The sequence below is a fragment of the Streptomyces sp. NPDC030222 genome (genome assembly GCF_055573115.1).
Genome location: NZ_JBVICA010000018.1, coordinates 149,063 through 164,071, shown reverse-complemented (window position 1 = coordinate 164,071; position 15,009 = coordinate 149,063). Strand labels below are relative to the sequence as shown.

General features: G+C 72.9%; 11 protein-coding genes and 1 pseudogene. 8 read left to right on the top strand and 4 right to left on the bottom strand.

Features of this window, described 5'->3' with window-relative positions; genetic code table 11:
* Positions 1-409, bottom strand: a pseudogene (locus tag ACZ4Z5_RS24660) (hypothetical protein); the annotation flags it as partial.
* Positions 410-596: 187 nt separating this feature from the next.
* Here ACZ4Z5_RS24660 and ACZ4Z5_RS24655 point away from each other — a divergent pair.
* The gene (locus tag ACZ4Z5_RS24655; protein WP_468266260.1) at positions 597-1,304 is read left to right on the top strand and encodes a 2-phosphosulfolactate phosphatase; all 708 of its coding nucleotides are present in this window, start codon (positions 597-599) and stop codon (positions 1,302-1,304) included.
* A gap of 126 nt (positions 1,305-1,430) precedes the next feature.
* Complete coding sequence (locus ACZ4Z5_RS24650; RefSeq protein ID WP_468266233.1) at positions 1,431-1,613, top strand: ribbon-helix-helix protein, CopG family; 183 nt, start codon at positions 1,431-1,433, stop codon at positions 1,611-1,613.
* Positions 1,614-1,720: 107 nt separating this feature from the next.
* On the opposite strand, the gene ACZ4Z5_RS24645 is transcribed toward ACZ4Z5_RS24650, so the two are convergent.
* Positions 1,721-3,178 carry an NCS2 family permease gene (locus tag ACZ4Z5_RS24645; protein WP_468266231.1) on the bottom strand — a complete coding sequence of 486 codons (1,458 nt, stop codon included), beginning with the start codon at positions 3,176-3,178 and terminating at the stop codon, positions 1,721-1,723.
* Positions 3,179-3,446: 268 nt separating this feature from the next.
* Here ACZ4Z5_RS24645 and ACZ4Z5_RS24640 point away from each other — a divergent pair, with 268 nt between their 5' ends.
* On the top strand, positions 3,447-3,740 hold the full coding sequence (locus ACZ4Z5_RS24640) for a DUF2530 domain-containing protein (protein ID WP_468266229.1): 294 nt from the start codon (positions 3,447-3,449) through the stop codon (positions 3,738-3,740).
* A 97-nt stretch (positions 3,741-3,837) separates the two neighbouring features.
* Positions 3,838-6,267, top strand: coding sequence for an HAD-IC family P-type ATPase (locus tag ACZ4Z5_RS24635; protein WP_468266227.1), 2,430 nt, complete (start codon positions 3,838-3,840; stop codon positions 6,265-6,267).
* A gap of 201 nt (positions 6,268-6,468) precedes the next feature.
* Here the strand turns inward: ACZ4Z5_RS24635 and ACZ4Z5_RS24630 are convergent, their stop codons facing one another.
* Positions 6,469-9,606, bottom strand: a complete 3,138-nt coding sequence (locus ACZ4Z5_RS24630) for a sacsin N-terminal ATP-binding-like domain-containing protein (protein WP_468266225.1) — start codon at positions 9,604-9,606, stop codon at positions 6,469-6,471.
* A 491-nt stretch (positions 9,607-10,097) separates the two neighbouring features.
* Positions 10,098-11,000, bottom strand: coding sequence for a DUF3027 domain-containing protein (locus ACZ4Z5_RS24625; protein WP_468266223.1), 903 nt, complete (start codon positions 10,998-11,000; stop codon positions 10,098-10,100).
* A 331-nt stretch (positions 11,001-11,331) separates the two neighbouring features.
* Here ACZ4Z5_RS24625 and ACZ4Z5_RS24620 point away from each other — a divergent pair, with 331 nt between their 5' ends.
* The 4 genes from ACZ4Z5_RS24620 to ACZ4Z5_RS24605 form a co-directional block, all read left to right on the top strand.
* Positions 11,332-12,681, top strand: coding sequence for an MFS transporter (locus tag ACZ4Z5_RS24620; protein ID WP_468266221.1), 1,350 nt, complete (start codon positions 11,332-11,334; stop codon positions 12,679-12,681).
* Positions 12,682-12,745: 64 nt separating this feature from the next.
* Positions 12,746-13,225, top strand: coding sequence for a DUF2771 domain-containing protein (locus ACZ4Z5_RS24615; protein WP_468266219.1), 480 nt, complete (start codon positions 12,746-12,748; stop codon positions 13,223-13,225).
* Positions 13,226-13,277: 52 nt separating this feature from the next.
* The gene (locus tag ACZ4Z5_RS24610) at positions 13,278-14,114 is read left to right on the top strand and encodes a futalosine hydrolase (protein ID WP_468266217.1); all 837 of its coding nucleotides are present in this window, start codon (positions 13,278-13,280) and stop codon (positions 14,112-14,114) included.
* The coding region (locus ACZ4Z5_RS24605; protein WP_468266216.1) for a 1,4-dihydroxy-6-naphthoate synthase at positions 14,111-15,009 on the top strand (899 nt) is incomplete at its 3' end. The genes ACZ4Z5_RS24610 and ACZ4Z5_RS24605, both read left to right, overlap by 4 nt.

Genomic DNA, 15,009 nt, shown 5'->3' with positions numbered 1-15,009 from the left:
CGGCGCCCGGTCGCTCGGCGGTGCGCTTGGGCCGGGGACGGTACTCGCGCGCCGCGCTCGCGCCGGCGGTGACCTCCACCGCCTCTCGCAGCAGCCGACCGGCGCGCCCGGAGGCCGCCGCCTGGGCCCGGTGTTCCTGCGCCTCGTGCCAGCGACGGGACGCCTCCACCGCCTGGACCAGCGCCAACAGGAAGCCGAGAGCGGCGGCCACATCGTTACGGCCGACCGCGGCCACCGACTGCGAAAGCACCTGCGCCGACTCCCGGTACAGCGTCCGTGCCTGTCCCTCCAGGGCACGGTCGCCGGGAGCCCGGGAAGCCCGCTCGAACTCGTACGCAGCGTCCTTGATCTGGCTGCGGACCAGGCGCGGCGAAATGACGGCGGCAACCACGATCTGATCACCGGCCAAGGAACAAACCGGCCCCCTGCCCCACGGAGGTCAGCTCACTCCAGACTGGGAAATTGCGAGCGGGTGTGGGGTCACCCCTGAGCAGGGGGTGGCCGATTTCCAAAGAGCGTCATCAGTCCAGGAACCGGTGACGGTCGCTGGATGGCCCGATGGAGTGAGCGATGCGGGCCTCGGCGAGAATGGCGAGATGGATCACCGTTTCGTCGGTATTCCGGAGCTGACTGACGTCCCGCGCGTTGCGGTCGTCGTCGACGTGATGCGGGCCTTCACTGTGGCTGCCTGGGCGTTCTCGCGCGGTGCCGAGAAGATCGTCCTGGCCTCGTCCGATGGTGAGGCACTGGCCCTGAAGGAGAGTCGTTCGGGTTGGATGGCTCTGAAGGACGGTGCCCCGGCGGCGGGCTTCGACACGGTGAACTCACCCGGTTTGATCAGGTCGCTTGATCTGGCCGGTCGAACGGTGGTGCAGAAGACGACGGCCGGAACCGTCGGCGCACTGGCCGTCGCGAGCGCGCCGCTGGTCTTGTGCGCGAGTTTCGTAGTGGCCGGCGCGACAGCGCGGTTCCTGAAGACCGATGGTTCCGGGCCGGTGACGTTCGTGGTCACCGGCGACGATGGCCAGGCCGCTGAGGACCTGGCCTGCGCTGAATACATCGACCAGCATCTGGCCGGAGGCAATGCCGAGGCGGCCCCGTATCTCCACCGTGCGAGGAGTTCTCGGGCAGCCGCCGACCTTGCCGGCGGAGTGCAGCGCGGATACCAGGGTGTTCATCCCGACGATGTCGACCTGTGCCTGGAGGTGGACAGGTTCTCTTTCGCGATGGTCGCTCGCCAGGAAGATTCTCTGACCGTGCTGCGTCCCGCCGCGGTGCCTGGCGAGTCAGCCGAGGCCCGCTGACCTGCTGCCAGGACCATGTCGATGCTGCCCTGGCAAGAACCCTGGTGCCGCGCCTCCCAAACCCATCGACAAGCGACGTCGGAAAAGTGACGACAGGCGGGGTTCTATGGGGCAACCCTGGCCGGCATGGGATCGACAGTGCTCAGCCTGCGGATGGACGGAGAGCTGCTCGACCGGATCCGGGGGCATGCCGCGAAACGCGGAATGAGCGTCCAGGACTATGTGGTCCGGACGCTCATTCGCGACGACTTCGACGAGCGCTTCACAGCGGCCGTCGAGGAGACGGAGAAGTTCTACGGGGTCACCTGACGCCGCCCGCAGCGGGCGGCGTCAGTGAGCGGCAGTCGCCCCGGACCGGCTCCGGTCTCGGTCTCGCCGAGTCAGGGAGGGCCGGTCAGGTCAGGTCCGGCGACGGCTCAGGTCAGGCCCAGCGACGGCATCGCGTAGGAGAAGAGGAACACCGCCGACACCACGTACATCGCCACCGGCACCTCGCGCCCGCGCCCGGCCGCCAGCCGCAGCACGCTGAAGGCGATGAAGCCGATGCCGATGCCGTGCGTGATCGAGTAGGTGAAGGGCATCATCACCATCGCCAGGAACGCCGGCACGGCGATCGTGAAGTCGCTCCAGTCGATGTCCTTCACCGAGCCGGCGAGGATCAGGAAGCCCACGGCCAGCAGGGCGGGGGTGGCGGCCTGTGCGGGCACCATGGTCGCCAGCGGGGTGAGGAACAGCGCCACCGAGAACAGCAGGCCGGTGACCACACTGGCCAGACCGGTCCGCGCCCCCTCGCCGACGCCCGCCGTGGACTCCACGAAGCAGGTGTTGGCGGACGACGAGGTGGCGCCGCCCGCGGCGACCGCGATGCCGTCGACGATCAGCACCTTGTTGATGCCGGGGAGGTTGCCCTGCTCGTCCATCAGCTTCGCCTCGTCCCCGACGCCGAGGACGGTGCCCATCGCGTCGAAGAAGCAGGACAGCAGCACCGTGAAGACGAAGAGGGCGCCGGTGAGCAGGCCGACCTTCTCGAAGCCGCCGAACAGGCTGACCTGGCCGACCAGCCCGAAGTCGGGCGTGGCGAGCGGGTTGCCCGGCCACTCCGGGACGGTGAGGCCCCAGGCCTGGCCGGGCAGCTTCGCGACCAGCTGGACCACGACCGCGACGACCGTCATGACGACGATCGAGACGAGGATGGCACCGGGCACCTTGCGGATGATCAGCGCGAGGGTGAGCAGCGTGCCGAGCACGAACACCAGGACGGGCCAGCCGCCGAGGTGGCCGTTCACGCCGAGCTGGAGCGGCACGGTGGTGTGGGCGGCGTCCGGGATACGGGAGACGAAGCCCGAGTCGACGAGGCCGATCAGCATGATGAACAGGCCGATGCCGATGGCGATGCCCTTGCGCAGGCCGAGCGGTACGGCGTTCATGACGCGTTCGCGCAGTCCGGTGGCGACCAGCAGCATCACCACGAAGCCGGCGAGGACCACCATGCCCATGGCGTCGGCCCAGCTCATGCGCGGGGCGAGCTGGAGGGCGACGACGGTGTTCACCCCGAGTCCGGCCGCCAGGGCGATCGGCACATTGCCGATGACGCCCATCAGCAGCGTGGAGAAGGCGGCCGTCAGCACGGTCGCGGTGACCAGCTGTCCGGCGTCGAGCTGGTGACCGTACATGTCCTTGGCACTGCCGAGGATGATCGGGTTCAGTACGACGATGTACGCCATCGCGAAGAAAGTGGCGAACCCGCCCCGGACCTCGCGGGCGACGGTCGACCCCCGCTCCGAGATCCGGAAGAACCGGTCCAGGGCGCCCAGCTGCGGCGCGGGTGGCTGCGACGGCGTGACGTCCGTGGGGGCGGTGGCCGTGGAAGACATACGGAACCTCGTGCGAACGATCGGGTATGGACGTTTGCACGAACTAAACGGTTCATCGGCAAACCGTTTGAGTATGAAGACACGAAGGAAAGATCACCATCTCCGCGCGTAGACACCGCGCCACCCGCACTTCTCCGGGCCGGTCCCTGACGCCTCCCCGGCCCCGTCCCGGACGCCTCCCCGAACGCCTCCCCGGGCTCGCCCCCGGACGCGGAGGTCGTCCGGTCCTCCCGCCGGGGCTCCGGGGGCCGCCGCCTAGACTGTCCGCATGGCGAAATGGACCCCCAGGCACGAGGCGCCCGAGCCCCTTGAGGGGCCGGTCGTCGGGACGATCACCGGCGGCACGATCCTGTGGTTCGTCCTCTTCCTCGTCCAGCTCCCCTTCTACGGCTGGTTCGACGATCACGGGCACCTGTGGTGGCTGTGGACCTGCCTGGCCGGCGGCGGTCTCGGACTGATCGGCATCTGGTACGTCCGCAAGCGCGACGCCGCCATCAAGCGGGCCGCAGCGGCCGACGACGCCTCTCGTACCGAGGACGGCTCGCACCGCACAGGGGTCTGAGCCACCGCAAAGTCCGACGACCGGGCCACCTCACAGGGGGCTGACGGCCGGGCCGCTCGACAGGTGAAGCCCTGCGTCCGCACGTAACGTCGAGAGCATGACGCAGCGGCCGAGCAGCCATACGGATGTCAGCGCCGGGCCGGAACTCGACCCCGTGCACCCCGTCGAGCCGCCACCGTCACCCGCCCGGCAGAACGGACTGACCGTCGCCGAAGTCGCCGAACGCACCGCGCGCGGCGAGGTCAACGACATCCCCGTACGCTCCTCCCGCTCCATCGCCGACATCGTCCGCGGCAACGTCTTCACCCGCTTCAACGCCATCATCGGCGTCCTCTGGGTGATCATGCTGTTCGTCGCGCCGATCCAGGACAGCCTGTTCGGCTTCGTCATCGTCGCCAACACCGGCATCGGCATCGTCCAGGAACTCCGCGCCAAGAAAACCCTCGACGGGCTGGCCGTCATCGGCGAGGCACGGCCGACCGTGCGGCGCGACGGTGTGGCCGTCGCCGTCTCCACCTCCGAGATCGTCCTCGGGGACCTGCTGGAACTCGGCCCCGGCGACAAGATCGTCGTGGACGGCGAGGTCACCGAGGCCGACGGCCTGGAGGTCGACGAGTCACTCCTCACCGGCGAAGCCGACCCCGTACTGAAGAAACCCGGCGACCGGGTGATGTCCGGCAGCTTCGTCGTCGCCGGCAGCGGCGCGTTCACCGCCACCAAGGTCGGCCGCGAGGCCTACGCCGCGCAGCTCGCTGAGGAGGCCTCCCGCTTCACCCTCGTCCACTCCGAGCTGCGATCCGGCATCAGCACCATCCTCAAGTACGTCACCTGGATGATGGTCCCCACCGCGATCGGGCTCGTCATCAGCCAGCTCGTCGTCAAGGAGAGCAACTTCAAGGACTCCCTGGCCCGGACCGTCGGCGGGATCGTCCCGATGATCCCCGAAGGGCTCGTCCTGCTGACCTCCGTCGCCTTCGCGATCGGTGTCATCCGGCTCGGCCGCAAACAATGCCTCGTCCAGGAACTCCCCGCCATCGAAGGGCTCGCCCGCGTCGACGTCGTCTGCCTCGACAAGACGGGCACCCTCACCGAGGGCGGCATGGACGTCCGGGAGCTGCGCACCCTCCACGGCGCCGACGAGGCCTATGTCCGCAGGGTGCTCGGCGCCCTCGGCGAGTCCGACCCCCGCCCCAACGCCAGCCTCCAGGCGATCATCGACGCCTACCCCGACGGCGACGACTGGCGCTGCACCGAAGCGCTCCCGTTCTCCTCGGCCCGCAAGTACAGCGGCGCCCATTTCAGCGAGGGCAACGGCGAGACCTCGACCTGGCTGCTCGGCGCCCCCGATGTGCTGCTGTCCCCGGACGCCCAGCTCCTCCGCGAGATCGACCGGCTCAACGAGCAGGGCCTGCGGGTGCTCCTGCTCGCCGCCACCGACGGCGAACTCGACACCCCGGACGTCGCCGCGGACAGCCGGCCCACCGCCCTCGTCGTCCTCGAACAGCGTCTGCGGCCCGACGCCTCCGACACCCTGCGCTACTTCGCCGACCAGAACGTCCACGCGAAGGTCATCTCCGGTGACAACGCCGTCTCCGTCGGCGCCGTCGCCACCCACCTCGGACTGCCCGGCGCCGACCGCACCGTCGACGCCCGCCGGCTGCCCGCCGAACAGGCCGCCCTGGCCGACGCCCTGGCCGACGCCGCCGTCTTCGGCCGGGTCACCCCACGGCAGAAGCGCGACATGGTCGGCGCGCTCCAGTGCCGCGGCCACACCGTCGCCATGACCGGCGACGGTGTCAACGACGTCCTCGCCCTCAAGGACGCCGACATCGGCGTCTCCATGGGCTCCGGGTCCGAGGCCACCCGCGCCGTCGCCCAGATCGTGCTGCTCGACAACAGCTTCGCGACCCTGCCGTCCGTCGTCGCCGAAGGACGCCGGGTCATCGGCAACATCACCCGCGTCGCGACGCTCTTCCTCGTCAAGACGGTCTACTCGGTGCTGCTCGCCATCCTCGTCGTCTCCTCCCAGGTCGAGTACCCGTTCCTGCCCCGGCACCTCACCCTGCTGTCGGCGCTCACCATCGGCATCCCCGCGTTCTTCCTCGCCCTCGCCCCCAACAAGGAACGCGCCCAGCCGCACTTCGTACGCCGCGTCATGCGCTACGCCATCCCCGGCGGCATCATCGCCGCCGTCACGACGTTCGCCGCCTACCTGCTGGCCCGGGCCCACTACACCGGCCCGGACGCCCTCGCCGCCGAGACCAGCGCCGCCACCCTCACCCTGTTCCTGGTCTCCCTGTGGGTCCTGGCGATCATCGCCCGCCCCTACACCTGGTGGCGCATCGCCCTCGTCGCGGCCATGGGCGCCGCGTTCCTGATCGTCCTGGTCGTGCCCTGGCTCCAGGACTTCTTCGCCCTGCAACTCGTCGGCACCACGATGCCCTGGGCCGCCGTCGCGCTCGCCGCCTGCGGCGCGGCGGCCCTGGAGGTCAGCTGGCGCTGGGTGGACCGCCGCTTCCCGGCGTGAGCGTGCCGGACGGGGTGGTCCCGGGCCGCCGGACGCACCGACAGCCGACCACACCCGCCGGGGAGGCGGACCCGTCGGCGTCGAGCCGATCCCACCGACGCGGGGCCGACCCCGCGGACGTCGAGCCGATCCCACCGACGCGGGGCCGACCCCAGCGACGTGAAGCCGACCCCGCCCGCGTCGAGCCGCCTCCGCCGGCGGTCAGTCGAACCAGCGGTCGCGTGCCAGTTCCGCCGTGCGGGACGGGTCCTCCAGGAGGGCCGCGACCTCGAAGCGGCGGGGCCACTGGCCCGCGGCCCAGGCGAGGCCCGCGGCGACGCCCTCGACCGTGGAGGCGTGCACGACGCCGTCGGGGGTGCGGCGCCAGTCGAGCTCGATGCCGCCCGCGCGCAGTTCCTCGTGCTCGATGTACGTGCGCGGGGTGGCCGGGCCGAGCAGGGCCAGGACGGAGTCCGGGACCTCGTACTCGGTGCCCAGCGAGGTGACCTCGGCGTCCACGGCCTCGCTCAGCCGGCGGACCTGGAACAGCTCCGCCAGGTCGGCGGCACGGGTCGGGGACACCGGCAGCAGCGGCAGGTTGCCGGCCAACGGCAGCAGGTCGGGGGCGTCCGCGACCAGCGCGTCGGCCGCGTCGACCACGCGGACATCGCCGTCCACGACGGCCCGCAGATCGTCGGGAAGGGTCACCTGCTCCGGTTCCAGGTCGGCGAGCAGGGTGTAGAGGGAGTGCAGCTGGGCCGCGCTCACCGGGCGGTCCTCGTCCGCCAGACGGGACAGCAGCTCCGCCGCGCCGCCCGGCTCGTCGAGCAGTGCCGTGACCGTCGTGCGGACGCCGAGCGCCCGCAGCACCTGCTCGTCCTCGAAGCCGGTCGCGTCCGCCGACTCGTACAGGCCGATCAGCAGCGGGTCGCCACCCGCCGCGCGCAGACCCGCCGGGCGGCGGCCGCCCAGCACCGGATGGCCGCGCAGCCACCAGGCGGTGTACGGGCGCACGGTCTCCGTGGTGCCGTCCGGCATCAGCACCCGCACCGGCTGCGTCAGTGCGTCCCGCAGCGGCGGCCTGGCCAGCAGCGCCAGCGCCTGGGGCCATGCGTCGTCGTCGACCAGGTCGAGATCGCGGACGGCGACGATCTCCGTCGCCACCGGCGGCACCGGAGCGTCCGGCAGCCGGTCCAGGACGTCCTCGCACCACACGTCGACCGCGTCCAGCAGTCCCGCGTCGTCCGGCTCCGGGTAGTCGCCGTCGCGGGGCTCCAGCTCGTCCGGGTCCAGCACCACGTCGGTCGCCCGGACGAGCGCGAAGTCGGCCAGCACCCCGCAGGCGGTGAGCGGCTGCTCGCCCCACCGCTCCGCCAGCTCGGCGTCGCACAGCGCCAGCTCGCCCTCCCGCATCACCTGTGCGAAGGGGCTGCCGGGCAGCACCAGCTCGGCGGCCGGCGCCGGCTCGCCGTCCTCGTCGGGCAGCGCGAGCGCGCCCAGCCACGGTTCGTCCCCGGGCTCCAGACCCGCGTCCCGGACCAAGGCCAGCACCACGTCGGCCAGTTCCTCGGCGTCCAGCCCGTCCTCGGGCCAGAGGTCGCCGTCGTCCAGGGAGGCCGCCACCGCCGCCCGCACCTGCGGGGTCGTCAGCACCGCCCGCGGGGTCGCCGGCAGCGCGCCCAGCTTCTCCAGGATCGGATGGGCCGCGTCCGGGTGCGCCACCTTCAGACCCAGCCGGGACAGGTTGTCCGGGGTGTCCGGACCCGGCAGCAGCACATGCCGCGGCCCGATCGCCGTACGGACCCCGCCGCCGGGGCCGCCGGCCCGGGCCGGTTCCTCGGCCAGCGGCACCGGCAGGCCCGTCAGCCGGTCCGGGTCGACCCCGGCCAGCGAGTCGTAGAGCCGCCACCACCACTCCGGGGACCGATCCACCCCGGCGAGGCGGTCGATCGCCTCGCCCAGCTGGAGCCGGGCCACGCCCAGCGCCCGCAGTTCGGTGCGGCGTTCCAGCCCGGCCGGGAGCAGTGTCGGCAGCACGTCCGCGAGGACCTTCACCGTCTCGGCGCCCGCGCCCTCGACGACCTCCGCCTCGAACGGGCGCAGGGCGAGCACGTCCTCGGACGGTGCGGCCGGGGCGAGGAACGCCACGCGCGGCAGCCGCTCGAGCACGGCGGCCCGCAGCGCGCTGTCCAGCGCTCCCTTGCCGAGCGGCCCCGGCACCAGGTCGATCGTGCCGGTCGACACCGGCTGCCACTCGGCGAGCAGTTCGGCGTACGCCTCGGCGGCGCGTTCCACCAGGAAGTCGGTCAGCGGGCCCGGCGCGGGATGGCGGCGCGTGGTGTCGAGCGGCAACGAGGCGATCAGCAGCGCGGGGATGCCCAGCGGTTCGTCCGTGGGGGTCGGCGCGTGCACGACCGGCGCGGTACGGGGGTACTGCGGCGCGCCGTCGCCGTCCACGGGGACTGCCCAGGTGATCGTCCACTGCGGGCGCAGCCGCTCCTCGACGGGACGGTCGGCGAGCAGCGCCGGTGCGATCGGGCCGCTGTGGCTGACGGTCCGCCAGCGGGTCGTCCCCTCACGGGTGTCGTCGATGTGCACGTAGGCGCCCTGCTGGGAGCGGCTCAGGGTGCGCGTCCCCTCGGGCGTCTCCACCACGACCTCTTCGAGGCCGGGCAGGGTCAGCAGCAACGCGTCGTCGACGCCGTTCAGCAGACGTTCCGTCAGGTCCTGGGCGGCCGCGTCCCGCATCGGCAGGATCACGACCGTGTCGTAACCCTGGGGCGCGGTGCCCTCCGCGGGCAGCGGAAGCCTCAGCAGGGGCACGTGGCCGTCCCTGCGGCGCAGTTCGGTGCCGAGCCCGGGGCTCGCCTCGGCGGTCCGGCGGGCCAGTTCGCGGGCCTCGGCGAGCGACCAGCGGACGCCGCCGTGCCGGCCCACGACGGCCGGCTCGTCCGTCACGGCGAGCACGGCCGCGAAGCCCACGCCGAACCGGCCCACGCTCACGTCCTGGCTCTCCCGCTTCGCGGACGCGCGGAGCGTGCTCAGCGATTCGACTCCGGCCGCGTCGAGGGGGGCGCCGGTGTTCGCCACGGCGAGGACGGCGGGGCCGTCCGGGCCCGCCGGGTGCAGCGTCAGCCGGAGCCTGCCCGGTGTCCCGGCGCGGGCCGCGGCGTCGGAGGCGTTCTGGGCCAGCTCGACGACCAGCCGGTCGCGGTAGCCGCCGAGCGCGAGGTCCTCCTCGGCGTTGGCGTCCTCACGGAACCGCGCCGGAGCGGCGCCCCATGCGTCGAGGACCCCGCGCCGCAGCCGTGCGGTGCCGAAGGGGTCCGCTCCCTCGACCGCCGTCGCCTTCACACTCACGCCGCCTCCTTCTTCCCGCCCGTGGTGACGTCCCGTATGGGGTGAAGGTACCGCGCGACGGGTACCCGGGCGTGACCGGTCCACGTGCTCACCTCGAAAGGTTGCCGGGCCCGGACCCGCCACGGAACGCCCGCCGGTCCCGGCCCCCCTTCGAGGGTCGCCGCTCGTGGCAGCCTTCGCACGGCCGGCAGGCGGCGCGTCCGGCGGCCGGCGTGTCCGACAGGAGGCGTCTCCGGCAGGAGGCCGCGTCCGCTCAGGGCACGCACCTCAGGAGGCCACATCCGTTGGCCGGGCACGTCCACTCGGCCGCCCGGCTGATGACCCCACCGGCTCCCCCGGGGGCAGGACGTGCACACCGACAGGCCGCGCCCGGGGCGAGGCCCGCCCCTCGGCAGGCCACGCCCGCGAGGACGCGCTAGCCGCCCGCGACGAGGACCGGGCAGTGAACCCACCCCACGAGAGCACGGGGCCCCGGAGCGCCGCCCCCAGGCCTACGAGTGCCCGAGCTCCTCGGTCGTCTCGTCCGCCGTGTCCGGGACGGAGCCGCCGTCCGTCGGGGGACGGAGGGTGAGGACGTCCGCGGCCATGGAGTCGAGGACGGGCGGGGCGGGGCGGGGGGTCTTCGGCATGACCGCGGCCTCGGAGTGCGCCCCGCAGCCGTACGCGAGGGAGACGACACGGCCGTCCGCCGGGGAGAACTCGTTGGCGCAGATACCGAACGCCTGCCGCAGCGAGCCTGCCACGGGGACCAGGAACGCGCAGGAGACGCAGGTGGCCGGTGCGGCCTGTGCCATGGGGGTCTTGGCGCCGAAGGACCCCTCCCAGCGGTCCGCCGCGGTGTGCAGACCGTACCGGGAGAGCACCCGCGCCCTGCGCATGCCGAGCTCCTCGGCCACGGCGGAGAGGGAACCCCTGGACGGGGTCCTGGACACCATCTCGGCGTCCTCCGCGTCGACACGGTCGGCCATCTCCCCCGAGACGGAGGAGTTCGCGGGCGGTTCGTCCTCGCCGCTGTACCCGGGCTCCAGGCGCAGGTCCTCCGCCTCGGTCGGCAGCAGGTCGCCCGGTCCGAGGTCGCCGGGCCGGAGCCGCTCGCTCCACGGGACCCACTCGGGCGCGAGCAGCGCGTCGGATCCGGGGAGCAGGACGGTTTCGTCCAGCGTGACGGTCTTCGCACGGGAGGCCCGCGCCACCGTCACCGCCCAGCGCCAGCCCCGGTAGCCCGGCTCCCGGCACTCGAAGAGGTGCGTGACGACCCGGTCCCCTTCGGCGACGGCTCCCACGTGTTCACCCACGACGCCCGGAGCGGCGGCCTCTTCGGCGGCCGCTCGGGCGAGGTCGACGGCCTCGGCGCACAGGCGGTCGGGGGTACGGCTTCGCGTCGTCGCACTCACAGGTCTCGCTTCTCTCCTACGCCGTCTCACGGGGTGCGCCGGCCGGACCGGGTACGGGTCGCGGGCGGAGCGGACCGGGGGACCGCGTCGACGTCCGCGCCCGAAGCTGTCTCGGGCACACCTGCTCACCTTCCATTCTGCGGGATGGCGGAGCGGCGTGCGGCCGAGGGTTCCGGGGTCGGCGCAGCGGTCACGCTACCCCCTGCGCCGCGTGCCGCCCACCTGCCGTCCGAATCGCACGTCGATTGGCTTCCCGGACGGCGCCCCACGAGGGCGTGGTGCGGTGCGCCGGGTGCCCCGGGGCGGGCGGGCGTTGGGGCACTATGGCGGAATGGCAGCCGCGAGGTCGTCGGACGGAGCCGGTGCCCTGAGAAGGGCGGGCAGGTCCGTCGGGCGTGCCCTGCACCTGCCGTTCACCGGCACGGCGCGGACGATCAGACGGGCCACGCACGCCCAGGGGGCGGGCGAGTCGGGTCTGGGGAAACTGATCGAGCTGCACGCCGTGAACGGCGCCGGCGACGTGATGATCACGGTGGCACTGGCGTCCACCGTGTTCTTCTCGGTGCCGACGGACGAGGCCCGGGGCCGGGTCGCGCTGTATCTGGCCGTGACGCTCGCGCCGTTCGCACTCCTGGCGCCCGTGATCGGACCGCTGCTGGACCGCATCCCGCACGGCCGCCGCGCGGCGATGGCGGGCGCGATGCTGGCCCGGGCGGTGCTGGCGCTGGCGCTCACACAGGCGGTCGTCACCGGGGGCCTCCCGCTCTATCCGGAGGCCCTCGGCGTCATGGTCGCGTCGAAGGCGTACGGCGTGGTGCGCAGCGCGGTGGTGCCCCGGCTGCTGCCGCCCAGGATCTCTCTGGTGAAGGCCAACTCCCGGGTGACGCTGGCGGGTCTGCTGGCGACGGGCCTGGCGGCCCCGGTCGGTGCGGGGCTCCAGACGATCGGGCCGCAGTGGCCGCTGTACGGGGCGTTCACGCTGTTCGTGGCCGGGACGTTCCTGGCGTTCACACTGCCGCACAAGGTGGACTCTGCGAAGGGCGAGCGTCCGGCCCACCTGCTGACGCACGGTGAACGCAGGCCGAGCCTGCGGACGGTGGGCCCTTCGGTGCTGCACGGACTCCAGGCGAACGCGACGCTGCGCGCCCTGTCCGGACTGCTGATCTTCTTCCTGGCGTTCCTGCTCCGGGAACATCCCCTCGCCGGCCAGTCGCCGGTGGTGTCCCTGGGCATCGTCGGCGTCGCGGCCGGCGTGGGCAACGCGTGCGGTACGGCGATCGGGGCGTGGCTCAGGGCCCGCGCCCCGGAAGTGATCATCGCCACGGTGCTCACGACGACGCTGGCGGCGACGGCGGTCGCTGCGGCGTTCTTCGGCTCCGTGGTGGTGACGCTGCTGGCGGCGGTCGCGGGTGTGTCGCAGGCCCTCGCGAAGCTGTCCCTGGACGCGCTGATCCAGCGCGATGTGCCGGAGGTCGTCCGCACCTCGGCGTTCGCCCGTTCGGAGACGGCGCTGCAGATGTCCTGGGTGGCGGGCGGCGCCATCGGCATCTCGCTGCCGCTGAACGGCGCCGTCGGCATGTCCGTCGCGGCGGCCCTGCTCGCGCTCGGCGTGCTGCTCAGCGTCCGCGGTCTGCTGGCCGCGGCCCGACGGGGAGACCACCCGCGGCCCCGCGTGGCGTAACACGAAACCCCTGCGTCCCACCCCTCGCGTGGCGTGACCTGAACCGACCGATAGCCTTCGCACCATGACCGTAGCGTTCTTCTCCGGGAAGGCCCACCGAGCCGGCGTCGCTCTTGGCGTCGTGTCCGCCGGACTTCTCGTCCTTTCCGCCTGCGACAAGCCGACGCCCGTCGCGACCGTGACGGTCGGCTCGACGTCGGTCACCGCCGAGGCCTCCTGCTACAACGACGGCAAGGAGATCAAGACCTCGCAGATCCAGTCCTGCCTGAACAAGTCCGCGCCCGAGGCCATCAAGGTGAGCGCCGACGACAAGGTGCGCCTGGGCGTCGAGCCCGAGGTCGCCGAGCACGGCTGGACCGTTTTCATCGGCGGCCAGCCCGCCGAGCAGGAGCCCTACCACAAGACGTACCGGTCGATCCCGGGCAGCGCGTTCTTCTCCGGCGGCGGTATGGGCCAGCCCACCGACGAGGCGAAGGTCAGCATCGTCGAGACCGACGGCAAGAAGCTGCTCGGCATCTGGCACTTCAAGCTGCAGAAGGACTGACCCGGAGCCGGTCCGGGGGTCCGGGCCGGCGTTCCCGACCTGGGGGCGTGAGGTGCGCGTACTCGTCGTGACGGCCGTGGCGGCGGAAGCCGACGCGGTCGGCGCGGGACTCGCCGGGCACACGCGGTCCGGTGCGGTCGCCCTGCCGGGCGGCTACGCGCCGGTCCGCCACCCGGCGTCCGCCCGGTACGGGGTGCCGGTCCCGGGCGGACCACGCCCCGCGTACGGCCCGGGCCGACCGCCTCACGCCCACGGCCAGGGCCCCGGCGCCTCCTTCGACGACACGCACGCCGGCTTCGTCGACGTGTTGCCCGCCGGGGTCGGCCCCGCCGCCGCAGCCGCCGGAACGGCCACCGCGCTGACCGCGGCCGCGCTCGCGGGCACCCCGTACGACCTGGTGGTGTCGACCGGCATCGGCGGCGGTTTCGCCCCGCACGCCCCGGTCGGCGCGGTCGTCGTCGCCGACGCCCTGGTCGCCGCCGACCTGGGTGCCGACTCGCCCGACGGGTTCCTCCCGGTGGACGGGCTGGGCTTCGGACGCTCCTGCTACGCCCCTTCCCCGCTCGCCGCGCGCCTCTTCGCGGTCCTCGACGCGGACCGGGCGACCCGGGCCGTGTACGGGCCCGTGCTCACCGTCTCCACCGTGACCGGCACCGCCGCACGCGCCGCCGAACTCGCCGCCCGTCATCCGCGGGCCGCAGCCGAGGCCATGGAGGGCTTCGGCGTGGCGGAGGCCGCCGCCGCGCACGGCGTCCCCGTGCTGGAGCTGCGGGCGGTGTCGAACCCGGTCGGTCCGCGCGACCGTGGCGCCTGGCGGATCGGGCAGGCCATGGACTCGCTGCGGTACGCCTTCCAGCTGATCACCCCCGTCCTCGAGGAGACTCCGTGACCGGTCGGCTCCGGATCGCCTACTCGCCGTGCCCCAACGACACGTTCGTCTTCCACGCCTGGTCGCACGGCCTGGTGCCGGGCGCGCCCGCGCTGGACGTCACGTTCGCGGACATCGACGTGACCAACGGCATGGCCGAACGCGGCGAGTTCGACGTCCTCAAGGTGTCGTACGCGGTCCTGCCCTACGTGCTGGACGAGTACACGCTGCTGCCCTGCGGCGGCGCGCTGGGCCGCGGCTGCGGCCCGCTGGTGCTGACCCGGGAGCCCGGCGCGGACCTCACCGGCCGCACGGTGGCCGTGCCGAGCGAACGGTCCACCGCGTACCTGCTGTTCCGGCTGTGGGAAGCGGACGTGCTGCGCGGCCCGGTCGGCGACGTGGTGGTCATGCCGTTCCACGAGATCATGCCCGCGGTCCGGGACGGCAAGGTCGACGCCGGTCTCGTGATCCACGAGGCCCGCTTCACGTACCAGGACTACGGGCTGCACTGCCTGGCCGACATGGGCGAGCACTGGGAGCAGACCACCGGACTGCCGATCCCGCTGGGCGCGATCATCGCCAAGCGCTCGCTGGGCGACGGGATGCTCCGGCGGCTCGCGGACGCGGCCCACACGTCGGTGCTGATGGCCTGGGACGATCCGGAGGCCTCCCGCGGATACGTCATGGAGCACGCCCAGGAGATGGACCCCCGGGTGGCCCGGCAGCACATCGGGCTGTACGTCAACGAGTTCACGGCCGCGCTCGGCGAGAGCGGCTACGCCGCCGTACGGGGACTCCTCACGCGCGCCGGGGGGGGGGGGGGGGGTTCTCCCCCCCTCCCGGACCCAGTTGTTTTTTGTTTCTCCGGGGCCACGACCCCTGGTCCCCCCAGCCCCCACCCCCCCCCCCCCCCCCC